The sequence below is a fragment of the Clostridium zhoujianii genome (assembly GCF_051590805.1).
In the GTDB taxonomy this organism is placed as follows: Bacteria; Bacillota; Clostridia; order Clostridiales; family Clostridiaceae; genus Clostridium.
Window position 1 is genome coordinate 2,607,618 of record NZ_JBPUTF010000001.1, and the last position, 19,611, is coordinate 2,627,228.

The window sequence follows — 19,611 nt, forward strand, 5'->3', positions numbered from 1 at the left end:
TGGCAAATGGGTGGAAATATAATAATTTAACTCACTATAAGTTATTATAAATGGCTCTATTACTTAACTAGCTTAACTACTGTTTCAGCATGAGGTGTATTAGGGAACATATCTTTAACCCTAGTCTTAACCACCTTGTATCCTGCATTAATTAAAATTCGTAAGTCATTAACTAATGTCTTAGGATTACATGAAACATATATTATTTCCTTAGCCTTAAACTTTATAACATATTCTAAAGCCTTAGGATGAACTCCACTTCTAGGTGGATCAAGAATTATTATATCAGGCTTAACCTTAACATTTTGGATTGTTACAGCAACATCACCGGCTATAAATTCACAGTTATCTAATCCATTAAGCTTAGCATTTTCCTTAGCTGCTTCTACAGCTTCTTCTATGAGCTCAATTCCAACAACTTTCTTAGCATTAGGTGCTACTATTTGTCCTATGGTTCCTGTTCCACAATAAAGGTCGAATACTACTTTATTATCAGAATTCCCCATGTACTCCCTAACAATACTATAAAGACTTTCAGCTCCCTTAGTATTTGTTTGGAAGAATGAGAATGGAGATATATTAAACTTTAAACCAAGTAAATTTTCTTGAATATGATCTATTCCATATAATACATTAACCTTTTCTGGTATAACTGCATCTGATAATGAATCATTTTCTGTGTGTAATATAGAAACTAATTTGCCATTGTATTCTGCATTTTTTAGGATTTCAGTATATTCAGTTAAGTCAAAATCTATTTGAGTTGTAGTTACTAAATTAACCATTAACTCCCCAGTATTTTGTGCTTTTCTAATAACTAAATGTCTTAGATATCCTTCTCTTTTCATTACTCTATAGTAAGGTAAATCTTGTTTCCTGAAATACTCTACAGTTAAAGTAATAACCTTTCTGAAGTCTTCATCAACAATTTTACATTGATCAACGCAGATTATACCGAAGGATTTGTTCTTCATATGCATTCCAACAGTTAATTCTCCACCCTTTTCCATATCTCCAAAGGTGAATTCCATCTTATTTCTATATTCCCATTGCTCCTGACTTCCTGTTACCCCTTCATATTCTCCAGTTGTAACATTGGCATTAACAAAAAGATCCTTTACTTCTTCTCCTAGAATTTCAAGTTGTTTTTCATAAGATAAAGTTTGTGATGAGCAACCTCCACAAACACCAAAATGAGGACACTTAGCATCTATTTCATATTCTGCTCTTTCAACAACTTCTAAAGGCTTAACCTCAGCATAATCAGCCTTTTTCTTTTTAACTCTACCTTTTATAACTTGACCTGGAAAAGTATTTTTTACATATATTTTTCTATCTCCCTCTTTTGCTATACCCATTGAAGGAAATTCTGTTTTTTCTATTTTAACTAGTATTTCGCTACCTTTTCTCATTAATTAACTCCTATGCTTCTTCTTTTGTTTCAACTTCTAAAACATCTTCTACTTCATTTTCTGAAACTTCCTCTATTGAGTCTACAGCTTCTTCAGGAACATGTACCATTTCTTCATCAATAACTTCATCTTCCATGTCATCTAATTTCATTATTCTCTTCCCAAAAGTTGTGTTATATTTGCTTCCTTCAATTATAGGATAGTATAATACATTAGCTACAAAGAATATGATTAATAAGAATACTTCTGTTGTTACCATTGTAAATCCGAAAAGTCTTAATATTAATTCTAGTATTAATAACCCTAATGCTGAAGCAATAAATACGAACATCTCATCTAATAAACTTGCAAATAACCTTTTTTTCAAACCTTCTCCTCCTTCATAGCCTACTATTTAGTTTCTTCAACTGGTTTAATAAAATCAAATACTTTTGTTTCCAGTTTATAGACTATGTAATCCTTATGAACAGTAAATTCTTCGTAAAGTCCGTTAATGCTACTTTTTATTACCCCTTCGCCACTTTCACTATTTAAGATATCAATTATTTTGCTATTTATTTCTTTATAATCTCTATCTTTTTCATTAGTTAATAATGCTGAATATGATGCCAGCGAAGTTTCACCGAAATCAAATTTTCCTGTCTTTAAGGCATCTTCGCCATCAAAATTTAAAGAAAGTTTCATGGTTATTTGACCAGTTGATAACTTTTCTCCAAAAATTTTCATACCAAAGTATAAACTTTCAAGACGGTTCTTTTCTGCATTTTTATTATCTAAATAAATATTATTATGATTTACAGTTTCAGAATTCTCTTCCTTAACTGTTTCATCCTTTGTATACTCTAATCCATATCCTTTTGTCTTTTCTTCAACACTCTTTAAAAGATCATTATATTTTGTCTTTAAATCATCTAAAGTTGTATCCTTAGCCCATTCCCCTTCAAGCTTATCATATTGCTCCTCTGTAGCAGTCTTAGCTTTGCTAGTATTATCAGCTTTCTCATCCTTTTTTCCACATCCAACTATTGATAATGAAACAATAGCACATATTATAATAGCAACTATCTTCTTTGACATATTAACCCTCCCTAAGCTTTCGTATATATAAGCATCTAAATATTCCCCTAACAAAGATTAATTATATCATTAAAATTACTATTTTAAAACTAAAATACGCTATACTGTTACCTTATCTTTTAAATCTTCGAATGACTTCTCTCCTATGCCTTTGATGTTTTTTAAATCTTCAATAGTTTTAAATCCACCTTTATCCTCCCTATACTTTATTATATCCCTTGCCCTTGCTGGTCCTATTCCTGGTAATGCATCTAGGTCACTTTCACTTGCTGTATTTATATTAACTATCCCCCCTGTATTTATTCCCGAAGTCACTGTAGATGATGCAGTAACAGATTGTGCCTCATCTTTATTTGGTATTATAATTGACTGATGATTTTTAAGTTTTTCTGCTCTATTAATTTTCCTAACATCTGCTAAATCAGTTATTCCTCCTGCCTTCTTTATTAAATCTTCTATAATACTCTCCTCATCTAGCCAATATATATTAGGTTTATTGATCTCGCCTTTTATTTCTACTACAATCTCTTTACTTTTTAATGGTATAGTTTTTTCATCTGGATTACTCTCATCTTCTACAAATATACTTTCATTATTATTCTTTTTTAATTCTTTACTTCCACCTTTTATATATGATATCAATAAAAATACTCCTACTATAACTAGTAATGCTATTATTCCTATAGTTTTATAATTCTTCTTCACATAATCCCTCTTTTCGTTAATGGTACTTCTATATTATTTACAATTTATATAAATATAACCACAAATTTTATTATTTTTATATTAATAGTGGAATTCTCTTAAATTATTTGTTAGAATATATTTGTCAAACTATGTAATATGAGAGGTTCATATGAAAAATTATAGACTTTTAAATAGATTATTTTCTTTTATTTTTATATTTACTTTTTTAACTTCAACTATGGATGGCCTTAATGCTAATGCCGCTTCAAGCCCTCCTAGTTTAAATTCTGAAGGTGTTGTTCTTATGGATGGCTCTAGCGGTGAAGTTCTCTATTCTAAAAATGGAGATACACAATACTTCCCAGCTTCCACTACAAAAATAATTACTGCACAAATAGTATTAGAACATACTAAATTAGATGATAAGGTAACGGTTGGTAAAAATCCTCCCTTTGCTGATGGAACATCAATTGGTCTTAAAGAAGGTGAAATATATACAGTACGAGAATTACTAGCTGGTTTACTTCTAGAATCAGGTAATGACTGTGCTGAAGCTCTAGCTGAACATGTTTCTGGGTCTATTGAGGAATTTTCAAAGTTAATGAATGAACGAGCAAGAGAAATTGGAGCTGTAAATTCTAATTTTACTAACCCTAGTGGATTACCTGATAAAAATCATGTAACAACCCCAAAAGACTTAGCTTTATTTATGAAAGAAGCAGTTAAAAATAAGGATTTTGTTGAGATTTCAAAAATATCTGCGTTAGAATTACCGCCAAGTAATCTAGATGGATCTATAAGACATGTAAACAATCATAATTACATATTATTACCTAACTCAAGCTACTACTATCCTTTTGCGGTAGCATCAAAAAAAGGTTATACAGTTGCAGCTAAATTTACAAATGTTATATCAGCAGAGAAGAATGGACATACTCTTATAGCCTCATTCTTAAAAGGTGAAGGAATATCTCAAGTTTACTCTGATGTTGCTAAGATATTTGATTATGGATTCGAAAACTTTGCAAGAACAAAAATATATTCTGAAGGTGAGGAAGTAGGCTCCTTCAAGGTAAACGAAGAACTAACAGTACCTCTTCTTGCAGCTAAAGATATTTATTACACCACAAAGATTGGTGATAACTCAAAGCTAAATGTTTCATTAGAATATGAGACACCAACTAACCTAGCTACAAAGGCTTTTAATAGAGGGGATATACTCACAACAGCTAAAGTTTTAATTGATGGAAAAGAAGTTGATTCAATAAACTTAGCAAGCGGGATAACTCGTGAATATACTAGCACACTTGCTATTAATAGTTTCTTTGAAGATAATAAAACTAATATAGGAATTTTTATTTTCTTATTTCTACTTTTTATTCTGTATATAAGATCTCACAATCGTAAAAAAAGAAGACGAAGAAAATTCCAACAAAAGTTGCAAAAAGCAGGCAATCCTAATAATAATTATAAATTAAAGAAACCATAAAAAACACTTTGGACAAAACCAAAGTGTTTTTTATATTTATTTAGATATCTTTTTAATCAATTCTTTCATATCATCTGGTAAATCAGCTCTTAATGATAATACCTCCTTAGTCCTAGGAGATTTAAAATCTAATCCATAAGCATGCAATGCTTGCCTTGGAATTAAATCCTCTTCCTCATATCCATATAAAGAATCACCATAGATAGGATGTCCTAAATACTTTAGATGAACTCTAATTTGATGTGTTCTTCCTGTTTCTAGTAAACACTCTACTAAATCTCCACCTTCGAAACTTTCAACCACCTTATAATGAGTTATACTTCTTTGACCTCTCTCATCAATTATTCTCTGTATTCCATGTTCATCACCCTCAGGTCTGTAGATAGGAGCATCAATAGTTCCTTCTTTCTCCTTCAAGTGTCCATGAACAATAGCAAGATATCTTTTTTCTAGATTATTATCCTTCATTTCTTTTGAAAGAGCCATATGAGCAAACTGGTTTTTTGCAATAATTATCAACCCTGAAGTATTCATATCTAGTCTGCTTACTAGTCTTACAATACAGTCCTGATTGCTCTCTTGAAAATAATATAATACTCCATTTGCCAAAGTACCTGTTGGATAGCTTCTAGTAGGATGAACCACTAAATATGGTTGTTTATTTAAAACTAATATATCTGAATCTTCATAAACAATATTAATATCTATCTTTTCAGGAATAATATTTTGGCTCTCTTTTCTTTGTAGCTTCACTATAACCTCATCACCTTCATGAAGCCTATGTCTCATTCTAACAGGATCATTATTAACCAAGATTCTTTGCTCTAATGCAGCCCCTCTAATTAACCTTGTTGATAATTCTAATTCTTCCTTTAAGAACTCTCTTATAGATGCCCCTTCATATTTACCTTCAACTTTTTTTTCTAAAGTACTCATTCTATTATTCTCCTAGCTTCTTATAATCATTACCTATTACAATAACTACATCATAGGCTGCATATTTTTCATCCTCAGGTTTTTTATCACTCTTTTTTATTTTCTGAATATCTGCATTTACAAGTTTCCTAATTTCATCATCATTAGCCTTAATTATACTCTTATCAGTAGGATCTCCATTGCCTGTATCTACCCTAGTCCAGCCTGCGGCTTCTAAATCCCCTTTAACTTGTGATGCTAATCCATTAATTCTCGTACCATTAAGTAGTAATACTTTAACATTCTCCTTCCTTATAGATGTTTTTGTATTACTTGAAGAATGTAATCCAGATAGAAGCTGGCTATTGGCCTTTTTGTTAAATACAACATAGGATTCACCACCTATGGTTTTATTATCTCCTTGAATTGTTTCCATTTGTAATCCATCATTTGCTAGATTCATGAATTTTAATCCATAAGATACCATCTTTGATGCTGGCATATTACTATCCATATTACTTGATATAGTTTTTAATATCTTTGGTATTTTAAATACTATAGTTGGACTTGTGCATTTATCTACTACCTTCTGAATGAATTTATGTTGATTTTCAATTCTATCTAAATCTCCGTTGGCAAATCCACTACCATCGTTATTCTTTCTCCATCTAAAGAACTCTTCCGCTTTCTTACCATCTAAATGCTGATTTGGACCCTTCTTAAGATTAATATGTAGGTCCTGTGCATCATCATCATAAATCATATCACGCTCAATATCTATGTTTACTCCACCAATTGTGTCTATAAAATCTCTAAATGCCTTATAATCAATTTTCACCATATAATTTATATTAACTGAAAGCATATCTTCAACAACTTGTTTTACCTTAGAGTCTCCTCCCCTTTGGTAAGCTGCATTTATTTTATAGTGTTTACCATTCTCAGTTACAAGAGTATCTCTTGGTATTGAAACTATCTTTGCATCCTTACTTTCAGGGTTATAATTTACAAGCATTATAGTATCTGTTCTTTTTATATCCTTATTCCCAGCTTGGTTAGGATCTCCAATATCCATTCCAAGAACTAAAATATTCACAGGTTCATTTCTACCAGGTGCAACCCCTACAATAGTACTGCTATTTTCTATATCCCCAAAGAATTTAACTATGGAAATCACTCCAATCATAATAATAAAAATAAGTATTGAAGCAGTTATTACTAACGCCTTCTTTGCTATAGACATTTCTTTACCTTTACTTCTATCTATCCCATCTTCAGCTACTCTTCTTTTCTTTTTTCTACTTATTTCTTTATCAGCAATTGTATTTCTTTCCTCTAGTCTTTTTCTCTTTCTTATTTGCTCCATTTCTTCTGGCGATCTTCTTCTTCTTTTTTTTCTCCTAATAGACTCAGGTTCCCTTCTCTCCCTAGTCACTTTTACTCCCCCTTTTTACTTCCTATTGATTATTAAATAGTTTCTTGCTTTTATAGTATTTAAATCAATAAGGGCCTCCTGCTTTAGTAAAAATTCAATTGTATGTGTTAATCCTAACAAAACTCCACCATCTAAATTTTTAATTGTTTCTTCTCGTATTTCATCCACCCCTGGATATACTCTTGATGGCTCTATCATATCTGAAATATATATTATCTTCTCAAGCTTTGTCATATCTTCTTTACCAGTTGTATGCCATCTAGTAGCTTCTAATATCTCTTCATCATCTACATTTAATTCTGACTTTGCAACTATTGGTGCTAGAATACTATGCCAAAGTTGAGGGCTCTTTTTCTCATCTTCAGTTAATACCACATTATTTTGTAGCATTAATTTTTCCATTTCTTCTATTCTCATATTTTTAGCTATATCATGGCATAAAGCTGATAGCTCCGCTTTCTCTTCTGATACTCCATGTATCCTAGCTAATTTTTTTGCAATTGATACTACCCCTAGGGTATGCATAAATCTACTATCATTAAGATTCTTTTTTATATATTCGTAAGCATCTTCTATTAAGCTCATTATTATCACTCCCTATATAGATTTTCTTCTTCTATAATCTTTAGGACTTTTTTATCAAGAAATTTATCTACCTTTTCTCCATCCCTTATCTTTTTTCTAATATCTGTAGAAGAAATATTACGTTCTGATACTTCTAAAAAAATAACTTCACCTTTATATTTACTCTCTACTCTTTTCTTTTGTTCCATAAGTTCCAAGTTATTAAAACCTGGACGCGTAAACACTACAAATTTACAAAGTTCAAATATCTTATCTACACCTCTCCACTTCTCTAAATCCATTAGACAGTCTGCACCTGTTATAAAATAAATCTCTCTATTAGATTCCCTAAAGTGTTCTAAGGTTTCATAAGTATAACTCATTCCCTGTTTCTTTATTTCGTAATCTGAAACTTCAAAACCTTCTTTTCCCTCTATAGCTGTTTTAACCATATTAAACCTTAGGGAAGCCCCAGTAATCCTCTTATTTGTTTTATGAGGTGGGCTTCCCGCAGGCATAAATATAATTTTATCTAAGTTTAATTTTCGCTTAGCTTCTTCAGCTATATAAATATGGGCTAAATGTATTGGATCAAATGTCCCTCCAATTATACCCAATTTTTTCATAATTATTTCTTCTTTGGTTGAGGTAATTCAATCTTTGGATTCTTCTTTGATTGTTTGTATAAAACAATTTTGCTTCCAATTGCTTGAATTCCTTCTGCCTTTATTTTTGAACAAATATAATCTGAAGTTTCTCTAGTTTCTAAACCACTATTTTCTAATATCTTTATTTTTATTAATTCTCTTTTTTCTAAACATTCTTCAAGTTGCTTTAAGAATGCTTCTTCTACACCATTTTTCCCAATTTGGAATATTGGTTGCATATCGTTAGCTAAACCTCTTAGGTACGCTCTTTGTTTTCCAGTTAGCATTTATTTTCCTCCTACATTAAGTACTCAAATTCAAAGTCGTTAAGACTTACCATATCTCCATCTTTGATACCCATTTCTCTAAGCTTATCTAAAACTCCCTTGTTCTTTAGAACCTTATGGAAGTATCTTAGTGAATCAGCATCATGGATATTTACAGAATTTAATAGTCTATCTACGAAGCTACCAAATACGAAGTAAGTATCGTACTCTTCACCTTCTTCAACTCTAATATCATAAGTAAATTTCTTTTCTTCTGGTATGTATCTTTCTTCATCAGCTATTACAAGTTCAGTAACAGGAATATCTTGAAGCATCCTAGCTGCTTCCTTTATTACTGCATCAACACCTTCTCTTGTTGCTGCTGACATTTTAAATACCTTATCAAATCCCATTTCATTAACTTTCTTCTTAAAGTTTTCATAAACTTCTTCATCATAAAGCATATCAGTCTTGTTAGCTACAACAATTTGTGGTCTATCCCAAAGCTTTACTGAGTAGTTTTTAAGCTCTTCATTAATCTTTATAAAGTCTTCAATAGGATCTCTTCCTTCTATTCCCGATATATCAACAACATGTATTAAAAGTCTTGTTCTTTCAATATGTCTTAAGAATTCTAATCCTAAACCAACACCTTCTGATGCTCCTTCAATAATACCTGGAATATCAGCCATTACAAATGGTTCTGTTCCTTCTGGTGCAACAACTCCTAAGTTTGGCTTTAAAGTTGTGAAATGGTAGTTAGCTATCTTTGGTTTAGCTGCTGTAGTCATTGATAAGAATGTTGACTTACCTACATTAGGGAATCCTAATAAACCAACATCAGCAAGTAACTTAAGTTCTAAAACAATAAACATTTCCTCTCCAGGCATTCCTGGCTCAGCAAAATGTGGTGCCTGTCTTGTTGGAGTACAGAATTTAGCATTACCTTTACCACCCTTACCTCCTCTTAAGAATGTAAAAACATCATCCTTATGAGAAAGGTCAGCAATTACCTTATTAGTTTCTGCTTCTCTAATAATTGTACCCATTGGCACTGTTATATAAAGATCTTCACCATCTCTACCATAACACTTAGATGTCCCTCCATTGATACCATCTTCTGCTATGAATTTTTTTCTATATTTAAAATCAAGAAGAGTTGTCATACCTGTATCTACTTTAAATACGATATTACCGCCCTTTCCTCCATCTCCGCCGTCTGGTCCACCTAATGGAACATACTTCTCTCTTCTGAAGGAAACTGAACCGTCTCCACCCTTACCTGATCTTACAAATATCCTAGCCTTATCTATAAACATAAAATCACCTATCCTTCTGTAAAATCTCTTTTTTATCTAGTGTTTCTTACTATTCACCTTATTATAGCATTAACTTCTCTTTAATAAATTAAACAAATATTAAAATAATCTTAATATCCTATTATCTAAAAAAGCACCCTATGCCAGGGTGCTTTATTTAAAGATTAATTATTCAGCTATTTCTTCTACGTTTACTGGGTAAACACTTGCTTTTTTCTTATCTTTACCCATTCTTTCGAATTTAACAACTCCGTCAATCTTAGCGAATAGAGTATCATCCTTACCCTTTCCAACGTTGTTTCCTGGGTGGATCTTAGTTCCTCTTTGTCTAACAAGTATGTTTCCAGCTAGAACGAATTCTCCGTCTGCTGACTTAACACCAAGTCTCTTTGACTCAGAGTCTCTACCATTCTTTGAACTACCTACCCCTTTCTTGTGGGCAAATAATTGAAGGTTCATAATTAGCATTGTCTACACCTCCTCTTTTAATAAAGTAATATATTCTATACGTTTTTTAATTCCAAACATTTCATCCAAGCCTAAGATTGTACTCTCAAGACTCTTCTCAAAGGTTTTTAACAAAACCTGTGCTTGCTCTATCTCCTCCTGGGTAAAACCATTAAGATCTACTGCAAGAAATCCATCCTTTATTTCATAGTTTACATTTAGTTTTAAAACTTCATCTAAACCTATAACAACACTTTGAGATAATACTGATACAGAATTACATACCATATCATAAGCATCCCCTGCTAATATGGCATCTCTACCAATTAACGCGTGATTATTAATATCAAAGGATAGTATGTTATCATTTTTCGATTTAATTTTTACTTCTATCATAAGAATTAAGCTTCGATCTTTTCGATAACTAACTTAGTATAAGGTTGTCTATGACCATTTTTCTTTCTGTAGTCTTTCTTTCTCTTATACTTGAAAACAGTTATCTTCTTAGCCTTACCTTGAGCTAAAACCTTAGCTACAACCTTAGCACCTTCAACTACTGGAGTTCCAACCTTTAAAGTTTCTCCTCCAACAGCAAGAACTTCAGTTAATTCAACTGTTGATTCAACTTCTGCGTCTAACTTTTCTACGAAAAGAACGTCACCTTCTTGAACTCTGTATTGTTTTCCACCTGTCTTTACTACTGCGTACATTAACAAACACCTCCTCATAACGGTCTCGCCACTATAGGTACAAGGCTCAAATCCTTGTTTTATAATAAAACCTGTGCGTGAGCGGTTTACTGTAATAGTCTATCACAATTCAAAAATATTGTAAAGCGATTTTTCTCCATCAAAGCTTATATTTCTTATTAAGATTGATCATATAAAAGTGGCTAAGCCACTCCTTTGTAGTAAATAGATAAGAGAAGAATTCCTCTGTGAATTCTAAATTATAACACTAGTTTAGCACTTATAATTATTTCTTAAAAATAAACACCTAACTTCTTTACTCTTAACTATTTTATTCTATATTCAACACTATCATATTTTTTTATCTCATTCTTTTTTATCTCATCAGCCTTAGCAAAGATATATATACTTGGAATGGCTACTATCAATAATATAGCTGCAATACATGTTCTTATTTCTAACTCAACTTTATAATTCCAAACATTAATTATAGTCTCTTTTAAAGACTTTCTTTTAGCATTAGTTATAATATCCTTTTTAAATTCAGATGATGCTTTCACATTTGAAAACTCATCATCAATAAAATCCTTAAATAAATCATCAAACTCATTACTCATCAATCTTACCTCCACAATAATTTTTTATAAAATCTTTACCTCTCCTTAGCCTTGTTTTCACAGTGTTCTCATTCATCTCAAGTATTTCAGCAATCTCTGAAACCTTCAAGTTCTCAAAATAATACATATAGAGAGGAATCCTATAATTTTGTGGAGTTTCAAATAAACTTTTACGCAAGATTTCCCTAGAAAAATTATTAACAACTTCATTTTCCACGTTTGTATTACTTATATACTTATCATCTAACTCCTCATACATATACTTATTTTTCTTTTTTAGATAGGTTAAACATACATTTATGGTAATTCTATATATCCAAGTATATATAGAAGAATCCCCTTTAAATTTATTAATATTTTTATAGATTTTTATAAAAACATCTTGAGCCAAATCTTCACTTTCGTCTCTATTTCCACTTTGAAGATAACATAATCGTATAATACTATTACTATATTCTTCTACTATTTTTTCAAAAGCAGTATTTTTATTTATTTTTATATCTTTGATTAAAGCATTTATCTCATAAACCTTATTCATCCCCCTATGACCTACCCCATCCCTCTAAGAAATTTTTCTCTATATCTTCTAACTCTATTTCATTTAGTTTATCATAGTATTTATTAAACTCCTCAGTATTTCTTCTGGTATAATCTCCATAGTATTTTATTATAGGATATAAAAACTTCCTACTAACACCTTCTTCTTCTATTTTAGACTTATACCATTTAACTGCCTCATCATATTTTCCTTCAAGCATTAATTTATCCCCATTATTTAATTGCTTTTCTTTTGTTGTATATTTTAACTTATCTAGAGTAGTCTTTGCTATTATATAATTATTTTCATCATAGAATATCATTGAAATATCTAATTCTTTTTCCTCAATATTACCTATATATTCATTCCCCTCTGAATTATATTTCTCATTACCAGAAAAATTTCTCATAAGAAAACTTCCATTATCTAATGGTATTTTAACGTTAAACTTTTCATCAATTTTACTATCTAAAGAACACATGCTTCCACCCTCAAAAAAACATATACTAACACTTTTAGCTCTAGCTATTTCAGGTAGATTAATAGTAATCCAATCTTTATCTTCTTCTATTGTATTAGTATCATCTACTTCAAAATAGTCTAATATCCCAAAATCTACTTTAACAATATTTTTATCAACCTTAATTCCTTCTAGTTGATCTTCCTTAGCTATATTCTTAGGATATACATATGCCCTATCTATAAGATATCCATCAAATGACACTTCATAACTATATCTTCCATCCTTTACACCCTCATAACTATAATACCCATCTCCATTTGTATATACTGATCTACTTACCGCCGTATCTAATATATTTCCTCTTTTATTATAGGTATACTCATTTGCAGTTCCTATCGTAATCTTCTGATAGGGCACCCCTTCTCCATTTTTTGTTAATCTACCTTCTACTACATTACTCCAATCCTCCCTTTCTGGGAAATTTGTGTAACATCTAAAATCCACATACTTTAACAGGTCTACATCTTTATATATAAATATATCGTGATCTTGGCGATCGTATGGCGTTGGATTAGTTTCTCTTAATGTGTCTTTACTTAATTCTTCTTTTACTTTTTCTACTCTTATAACCAACTCTTCATTAAATTCCTCATCACTACCATAGTTATACATAAGGTTCATATACAAGATTTCAAAGTCTTTTTTATCAATATTCTCTTTACATAATTCTATTGCTTCTTTCCCTTTTCCATCCTTAGCCATAAATATTATTTCATTAATTAACCCTACATCTTTTATTCTTTCATTCTTCGATGTTTTTGCCGCTTCAATATACTTAATAGCTTCATCTTTATTACCTAATGCTACTAAGGTATTTATAAGCATACTTAAGTTTTCTCCATAAAACTTATCTTCTTCACCTAATAGTAATCCATTTCTAAAATTATCAATTGATTTATTTACCCTATTTACATTTCCTAAATTTCCTGAGGTATGACCATAATTTGAATAGAATCCTTTATCTTCTATTACATTATAATAACCAGTTCCAATATCATAATAAACCTTTCCTGTAGTTGGAATTAACTTAGGTATCTTTGTAAAAAGCTCCATACTTGCAGTACCATAATATCTTTTACTTTTTCCTAAGAATTCTCCATCCATTTTCCTCATAGTGCTTCCTACTATATAAAGTAATCCTGGTATAAACAAAAATATCGTTACCAAAAATAAAAATAAATTACCTAACTTTATACTTTTTTTATTTTTTCTCATTTTACTATCCCCCTTATTGCCTTCTTATTAAGTTAGACTAATCTATTTTGAAATAGTTTCATTATTTATCACATAAAAATAAGACACAATAAAAACTGTGTCTTACTTTTGTGAAATATTACTTATATACCATTAAAATTAGTTGTAACACTAAGATAGTTTCGCTACAAAAGTTCCATCTTCATTAAGAATAACATCAACATTACTAACTTGAACATCTCCATTCTCAAAAGTAACCTCTACTTTAATAGTCTCAATACTTTGACCTACTAAATCTGCGCCTTTATTACCATCAATTAGATAGTCTCCGTTTGGTATCCATAAAAGTCCAATGCTCTTTTTTGCATCTTTATTTATAATTTCTATAGAATTTTTTGTAGGACCAGGTTCAAATACCATACCATTATCTAATTTTGAACCGTCTAATAAAGCAATAATTGCTTCGTCATTTTCAATATAATATTCATTAAAATCTTCAAGGATTCCTGTCCTGCTAGTTACATTTACTTTCTTTATGCTATCTCCAGTAATCTTAAGTGGATTTGTAGAGTAAATACTATTATAAAGCTTTCCTTTAAATAACCCTACTTCACTTCCTTTAGCTAATACCTGTTCTGTATTGTCTGCTGCATGAGCAACTATTGAAAATGAATTACTATTTTCAAGTCCACTATCCCCCCTAAGATTAACCATCATTCCCCCTAACATAAATAACATAGTTAATGATGCAACCATTGCAAACTTCCCTACATATCCTCTTCTTTTTTCTTCTTTAACTTTTGCTCTATATTCACCTTGTACAGTAGGCAGCTTAATCTTTTCAGTAGCTTTCATATAATTATCTATTTCATTTTTTCCAAACACTAATATCACTCCTCTAATTTATTTAACAACTTTCTTCAATTTTTTTATTGCTCTAGAATATTTTGCTCTTACATTAAGTAAAGAAATATTTAACAGCTTAGATATTTGCATATGACTAATACCTGCTGATAACCTTAAGGCTACTATTTCTTTTTCCTCTTGATTTAACTCTTCAATTAATCTAAGAAACTCCATAGTACTTTCTACTTCCTCAGTAAAATTACCATCACCACTAATAGCTAGATCATCCCTAATCTCTTCTCGCTTTACCTTTTTTAAATGATTCAATGATATGTTCCTTGCAATTGTCATTATCCAAGCTTTTGCATTACTACCTTTTTTGTATCCTTCTGAATTGTTCATTATCTTTATAAATGTTTCTTGTAAAATATCCTCTGCAACTTGATAATCATTTACAATAGATAATGCTAAAACAAATATGGGTCTCTTTAATTCTGAATATAATCTTCCAAGAGACTCATCATCTCCATCTTTTGATTTAACTAGCCAATCATCTAACTTAATAGCTATTATATCTTCACTCTTATTAATCATAAATTCCTCCATATTGATGTACATCTACTTATATAACAATCCAATATCTACTTATGTGACTTATATTATAATAATTTTACCATTTTTATATTTAAATCCCTATTCACCCCCTCTATTTTAGAGTTTCTTGATATCTTTATTTTATGATTTCTTATTTTCTCTTCTTCTACATATCCTTTTTTATTTTGGATACTATCTAGAAATAAACTTATATCTTAAAACAAAAAAGTAGTGTTGTATTTTTACAACACTACTTAATAAACTTACAATTTTATTAAATACTTAGCTAAATTAGTTTTTTGATTTTTAAATATTATAGGCTCAATTCTATAGCCTTCCATTCCATTTATATAATTAATATAAATTTCCTTATCTAAAGCATCAATATTTTTTAAGAAAGATAATAAATCTCCCTTTATCTTATCTTCATAACTATCATCAACCTCAATAAAGAAATCATTAATACCATTTTCATTATTGTATCTCATAATTTCATTGTGGATTAATCCTTCTAAATAAGATAACTTAAGAAGTCTACCTGCTCCATTACATAAAGAACAGTTTTCTTCCATGTATTCATAAATACTTTTACCTATTCTCTTTCTTGCAATTTGCACTAAGTTAAGCTCTGTGAATGGGAATATTTTTATATTTCCACCATCTTCTTTTAATGCCTCTTTAAGCTCTTTCATAACTATAGCCTTGTGAGATTTTTCTCTTAAATCTATAAAATCTATAACTATTATTCCACTTAAATTTCTCAAAAGAATTTGTCTTCCTATTTCTCTTGCTGCCTCTAAATTAGTCTCAAGAATAGTTTTCTCAAAATTTCTCTCTTTTATATTCTTACCTGTATTAACATCAATAACATGCATTGCTTCTGTTTTCTCTACTACAATAGATCCTCCACATGGCAATACAACCTTACTATGTCTTAATTTAAGTAATTCTTTTTCTATTCCATAGTGATCAAATAATCCTCTTGTATCATTATATAGTCTAACCTTTACCTTATCTTCACCTTTTAGATATTCATTAGCAAAATTAAAATCATCTATATTATCTAAAACAACCTTAACTGGATCAAGACCTATTTTATCCCTAAATACCTTTGTCAAAGATATATTATCACCATAAAGCTTTCTTAAATTAGTAGAATACTTCATTTTTCTTTGTATCTCTTCAAAGTCTTTTACAAGAGCCTTTCTTTCATGTTCAAGCTCTTCTAAACTAACATTGCCAGCCTCTGTTCTTACAATTAACTTTGCACCTTCTATAGGCTTAAGCTCTGCTAAAAGAAGCTCCTTCTTTACTTCATCTTTAAATCTTTTAGAGAATTCTATTCCTTCTCCTTCTGCTTCAAGAACTAAGTATTTTGATGGGAGACTATATTTTTTAGTAATTTTAGGTCCTTTATCATTTAAAGATTCTTTAATTACCTCAACTATAACTTCATCACCTTTTTTTATGCCTTGTCCTTTAAGCTCATTACTGAAGTAAAGATATCCATCCTTATCTAATCCCATATCTACAAATATAGAGTTAGTGGCAGGGATTATATTTTTAACCCTGCCCTTATAGATCTCTCCAATTACAGGTCCTGTACTTTCTTCTTCAACTATACACTCCTGTAATATACTATTATTTCTTATTGCTATCCTAAGAATATTTTCTCTTCTCTCTATAAATATCTCTTTCATCTATACACACATCCTATACACAGTTATATAGTGGAACTAACTTATCATCCTTCATATAGTACATTTCTTCTCTCTTTGTGTCTACAAATGCATCATTATTAGCATTTGAAGTTCTTTCCTTAATATAATCAACTAAAAGATCTGCTGCTAAATGCTCTCTACTACCTGATTTTATTAAAATATTTAGGATTAATTCATTATCCTTTACCCAATACTTAAATTCATATATGAAATCCTTAAGGTTAACTTCCTTTTCACCTTTTTTACTCTTTTTAATAGTATTCCATTCTTTTTCTTCAAGTAAATTCTTTACTTCATCCTCTAAACCTTCTGTACTATTGTATAGAACTTTAACTGTATATCTACAAGCATCAATTAATGCCATAGCTTGTGGCATTTTCTTCTCATTTGGCAAAGTATCTGGTACTCTTGTAGCTGTTAAGAATCTTATTCCTGATGCTGTTTTTTCATTTAATCTATCCACTATTTCTTGTGTATCCATTTCTTCAACTAGGATTATATCCATATATTCACCTACAGAATATACTCCAACAGATAATGGTTGAGCTATAGATAATGCCATATGAGGATTAAAACCTCTTGAATATTGTATAGGTAATTCTGCTCTTCTAATTACCTTTTGTATAGTTCTCATTAAATCTAAGTGAGAAATAAATTTTATATTACTTTCTTTAGTATATTTAATTAAGTAACGCACCGTGGAAACACTCCCCTTCTTTAAAGTTTACATTCACACCACAACCGGTACAACCTTTTCTACAGTTTTGAGTAAGCTCTGCCTTCTTAGCTTTCTCATTTTCAACCTCAAGGTACTTTCTGTTAACTCCAATATCTATGAAGTCCCAAGGAAGTATTTCATCATAGCTTCTTTCTCTATATGTGTAGAAATCTCCATCTATACCACATTCATTAATTGCTTCTTGCCAAATGTTAAAGCTGAAGAATTCTGACCACCCATCAAATTTAGCACCCTTTTCATAAGCCTTAATTAGTACTTCACTAAGTCTTCTATCTCCTCTAGCAAATACTGCTTCCATGTATGATGTTTTTTGTGCATGGTAGTTGTAATTAATACTTCTTGATTTAATAGAGCTTTTAACCGCATCTATCTTCTTTGTTACCTCTTCCATTCTAGCCATTGGAGCCCATTGGAATGGAGTAAATGGCTTTGGTACTAATATTGAAGTACTTACATTTATTCTTAAGCCCTTCTTTCTAATACCCTTTGGTACTGCAAAATATTCATCTGCCATTTTTTGAGCTAAATCACCGATTGCAGCACAATCTTCTAATTCTTCATATGGTAAACCTATCATAAAGTATAACTTAATACTACTCCAACCTGCTTCAAATGCACTTCTAGCTGCTTCAAGCATTCGTTCTTCAGTTAACCCCTTATTAATTATGTCTCTCATTCTTTGAGATCCAGCCTCTGGTGCAAAAGTTAAACCTGTCTTTTTAACCTTTTGTATTTCCTTTATTAAATCCACTGAAAAGGCATCAACTCTTATTGAAGGTAATGCAATAGCAACCTTATCATTTTCATGCTCTTCCATAAGATCTTGTATTAAGCCTTCTATATCTGAGTAGTCACAAGTACTTAATGAAGATAGTGATACTTCTTGATACCCAGTATTCTTAATTAATTCTCTTGCTTGCTTAACTAGCGTTTCTCTACTCTTTTCCCTAACTGGTCTATAGATCATCCCTGCTTGACAGAATCTACATCCATTAGTACATCCTCTAAATGTTTCAAGTACAACTCTATCATGAACTATGTCAGTATAAGGTACTATTATACTTTCTGGGAACTCTACCTTATTAAAGTCATAAACTATTCTCTTCTTAACCTTAGCTGGCACATCCTCAAACTTAGGCTTAAACGATTTTATAGTTCCATCTTCCTTATAGTCAACATCATATAATGAAGGCACATAAATTCCTTCAATATGAGATATTTCTCTTAAGAAGGCCTTCTTATCCCACTTATCTTTTTTGTACTTCATGTAAACATCAAGTACATCATTCATCATTTCTTCCCCTTCTCCTATTTCGAAGAAGTCTACTATTCCAGCAAGGGGTTCTGGGTTATATGCACATGGACCACCAGCCATAACTATTGGTTCATCTTCTCCTCTTTCCTCTGCTCTTATTGTTACTCCAGCCATATCAAGCATATTTAAAATATTTGTGTAACTCATTTCATATTGAAGAGTAAAACCAAGAATATCAAAATCACCTATTGGATCTTTTGTTTCTAGGGCATATAATGGTATATTATTTTTTCTTAATTGAGCTTCCATATCTGGCCATGGCGCAAATACTCTCTCACAGTATGTATCTTTTCTTTGATTTATTGTATGGTAAAGTATTCTTGTTCCTAAATGTGACATTCCTACTTCGTATACATCTGGAAAACAGAATGCAAATCTAATATCTACATCTTTAGGGTCTTTAATTATTTCATTTAATTCTCCACCTATATATCTTGAAGGTTTTTCTACTTTACATAGAATGTGATCTGTTATTTTATTCATTAATAGATCCTCCTAGTTTTAATATCTAATGTGTCTTAACATCCTTATATTCTAACACAAACCGTGAAAAATAGTAAATTGAAAATATATCAAA

22 protein-coding genes are annotated in these 19,611 nt (G+C 30.6%); 1 reads left to right on the plus strand and 21 read right to left on the minus strand.

Translation table 11 applies throughout. The features are described from left to right. Window positions 1-59: 59 nt before the first annotated feature. From rlmD to ACSYT2_RS12315, 4 genes are all read right to left on the minus strand, one after another. On the minus strand, window positions 60-1,412 hold the full coding sequence (gene rlmD, locus ACSYT2_RS12300; protein WP_430855512.1) for a 23S rRNA (uracil(1939)-C(5))-methyltransferase RlmD: 1,353 nt from the start codon (window positions 1,410-1,412) through the stop codon (window positions 60-62). Between the two features lie 10 nt (window positions 1,413-1,422). Beyond that, on the minus strand, window positions 1,423-1,779 hold the full coding sequence (locus tag ACSYT2_RS12305) for an RDD family protein (protein ID WP_430855513.1): 357 nt from the start codon (window positions 1,777-1,779) through the stop codon (window positions 1,423-1,425). A gap of 23 nt (window positions 1,780-1,802) precedes the next feature. Beyond that, window positions 1,803-2,489 carry a hypothetical protein gene (locus ACSYT2_RS12310; protein ID WP_430855514.1) on the minus strand — a complete coding sequence of 229 codons (687 nt, stop codon included), beginning with the start codon at window positions 2,487-2,489 and terminating at the stop codon, window positions 1,803-1,805. 99 nt (window positions 2,490-2,588) lie between these two features. Continuing rightward, complete coding sequence (locus ACSYT2_RS12315; RefSeq protein WP_430855515.1) at window positions 2,589-3,194, minus strand: helix-hairpin-helix domain-containing protein; 606 nt, start codon at window positions 3,192-3,194, stop codon at window positions 2,589-2,591. 151 nt (window positions 3,195-3,345) lie between these two features. Between ACSYT2_RS12315 and ACSYT2_RS12320 the strand changes: the two genes are divergently transcribed. Continuing rightward, window positions 3,346-4,665 carry a serine hydrolase gene (locus ACSYT2_RS12320; RefSeq protein ID WP_430855516.1) on the plus strand — a complete coding sequence of 440 codons (1,320 nt, stop codon included), beginning with the start codon at window positions 3,346-3,348 and terminating at the stop codon, window positions 4,663-4,665. Between the two features lie 36 nt (window positions 4,666-4,701). On the opposite strand, the gene ACSYT2_RS12325 is transcribed toward ACSYT2_RS12320, so the two are convergent. The 17 genes from ACSYT2_RS12325 to ACSYT2_RS12405 form a co-directional block, all read right to left on the minus strand. Continuing rightward, window positions 4,702-5,601 carry an RluA family pseudouridine synthase gene (locus tag ACSYT2_RS12325; protein ID WP_430855518.1) on the minus strand — a complete coding sequence of 300 codons (900 nt, stop codon included), beginning with the start codon at window positions 5,599-5,601 and terminating at the stop codon, window positions 4,702-4,704. 4 nt (window positions 5,602-5,605) lie between these two features. Further along, window positions 5,606-7,015 (minus strand): LCP family protein, encoded by a 1,410-nt coding sequence (locus tag ACSYT2_RS12330; RefSeq protein ID WP_430855519.1) that lies wholly within the window; start codon window positions 7,013-7,015, stop codon window positions 5,606-5,608. Window positions 7,016-7,030: 15 nt separating this feature from the next. Next, window positions 7,031-7,600, minus strand: coding sequence for a bis(5'-nucleosyl)-tetraphosphatase (symmetrical) YqeK (gene yqeK, locus ACSYT2_RS12335; protein WP_430855520.1), 570 nt, complete (start codon window positions 7,598-7,600; stop codon window positions 7,031-7,033). A 5-nt stretch (window positions 7,601-7,605) separates the two neighbouring features. After that, the gene (gene nadD / locus ACSYT2_RS12340) at window positions 7,606-8,205 is read right to left on the minus strand and encodes a nicotinate-nucleotide adenylyltransferase (RefSeq protein WP_430855521.1); all 600 of its coding nucleotides are present in this window, start codon (window positions 8,203-8,205) and stop codon (window positions 7,606-7,608) included. Between the two features lie 2 nt (window positions 8,206-8,207). Continuing rightward, on the minus strand, window positions 8,208-8,513 hold the full coding sequence (gene yhbY / locus ACSYT2_RS12345) for a ribosome assembly RNA-binding protein YhbY (protein WP_430855522.1): 306 nt from the start codon (window positions 8,511-8,513) through the stop codon (window positions 8,208-8,210). A gap of 11 nt (window positions 8,514-8,524) precedes the next feature. Then, window positions 8,525-9,811 carry a GTPase ObgE gene (gene obgE, locus ACSYT2_RS12350; RefSeq protein WP_438384882.1) on the minus strand — a complete coding sequence of 429 codons (1,287 nt, stop codon included), beginning with the start codon at window positions 9,809-9,811 and terminating at the stop codon, window positions 8,525-8,527. Window positions 9,812-9,979: 168 nt separating this feature from the next. Then, entirely contained in the window at window positions 9,980-10,279 is a 300-nt protein-coding gene (gene rpmA / locus ACSYT2_RS12355) for a 50S ribosomal protein L27 (RefSeq protein ID WP_430855524.1), read from the minus strand. A 3-nt stretch (window positions 10,280-10,282) separates the two neighbouring features. After that, the gene (locus ACSYT2_RS12360) at window positions 10,283-10,654 is read right to left on the minus strand and encodes a ribosomal-processing cysteine protease Prp (RefSeq protein WP_430855525.1); all 372 of its coding nucleotides are present in this window, start codon (window positions 10,652-10,654) and stop codon (window positions 10,283-10,285) included. A 5-nt stretch (window positions 10,655-10,659) separates the two neighbouring features. Next, the gene (gene rplU, locus ACSYT2_RS12365) at window positions 10,660-10,968 is read right to left on the minus strand and encodes a 50S ribosomal protein L21 (RefSeq protein WP_430855526.1); all 309 of its coding nucleotides are present in this window, start codon (window positions 10,966-10,968) and stop codon (window positions 10,660-10,662) included. Window positions 10,969-11,273: 305 nt separating this feature from the next. After that, complete coding sequence (locus ACSYT2_RS12370; protein ID WP_430855527.1) at window positions 11,274-11,564, minus strand: hypothetical protein; 291 nt, start codon at window positions 11,562-11,564, stop codon at window positions 11,274-11,276. Next, window positions 11,557-12,102: an RNA polymerase sigma factor gene (locus ACSYT2_RS12375; protein ID WP_430855528.1), complete on the minus strand. Its 546-nt coding sequence runs from the start codon at window positions 12,100-12,102 to the stop codon at window positions 11,557-11,559. Before ACSYT2_RS12375 ends, ACSYT2_RS12370 begins: the two co-directional genes overlap by 8 nt. A gap of 4 nt (window positions 12,103-12,106) precedes the next feature. Continuing rightward, on the minus strand, window positions 12,107-13,840 hold the full coding sequence (locus tag ACSYT2_RS12380; RefSeq protein ID WP_438384883.1) for a carboxypeptidase-like regulatory domain-containing protein: 1,734 nt from the start codon (window positions 13,838-13,840) through the stop codon (window positions 12,107-12,109). Between the two features lie 150 nt (window positions 13,841-13,990). Further along, a complete protein-coding gene (locus ACSYT2_RS12385) occupies window positions 13,991-14,704 on the minus strand; it encodes a hypothetical protein (protein WP_430855530.1) in 714 nt (237 codons plus the stop codon). 18 nt (window positions 14,705-14,722) lie between these two features. Then, complete coding sequence (locus ACSYT2_RS12390; RefSeq protein WP_430855531.1) at window positions 14,723-15,259, minus strand: RNA polymerase sigma factor; 537 nt, start codon at window positions 15,257-15,259, stop codon at window positions 14,723-14,725. A gap of 263 nt (window positions 15,260-15,522) precedes the next feature. After that, window positions 15,523-16,959: a ribonuclease E/G gene (locus ACSYT2_RS12395; protein ID WP_430855532.1), complete on the minus strand. Its 1,437-nt coding sequence runs from the start codon at window positions 16,957-16,959 to the stop codon at window positions 15,523-15,525. 13 nt (window positions 16,960-16,972) lie between these two features. Next, window positions 16,973-17,677: a TIGR03936 family radical SAM-associated protein gene (locus tag ACSYT2_RS12400; RefSeq protein WP_430855533.1), complete on the minus strand. Its 705-nt coding sequence runs from the start codon at window positions 17,675-17,677 to the stop codon at window positions 16,973-16,975. Continuing rightward, window positions 17,661-19,517, minus strand: a complete 1,857-nt coding sequence (locus tag ACSYT2_RS12405) for a TIGR03960 family B12-binding radical SAM protein (RefSeq protein WP_430855534.1) — start codon at window positions 19,515-19,517, stop codon at window positions 17,661-17,663. The genes ACSYT2_RS12400 and ACSYT2_RS12405 overlap by 17 nt, the downstream gene beginning before the upstream one ends. Between the last annotated feature and the right edge of the window lie 94 nt (window positions 19,518-19,611).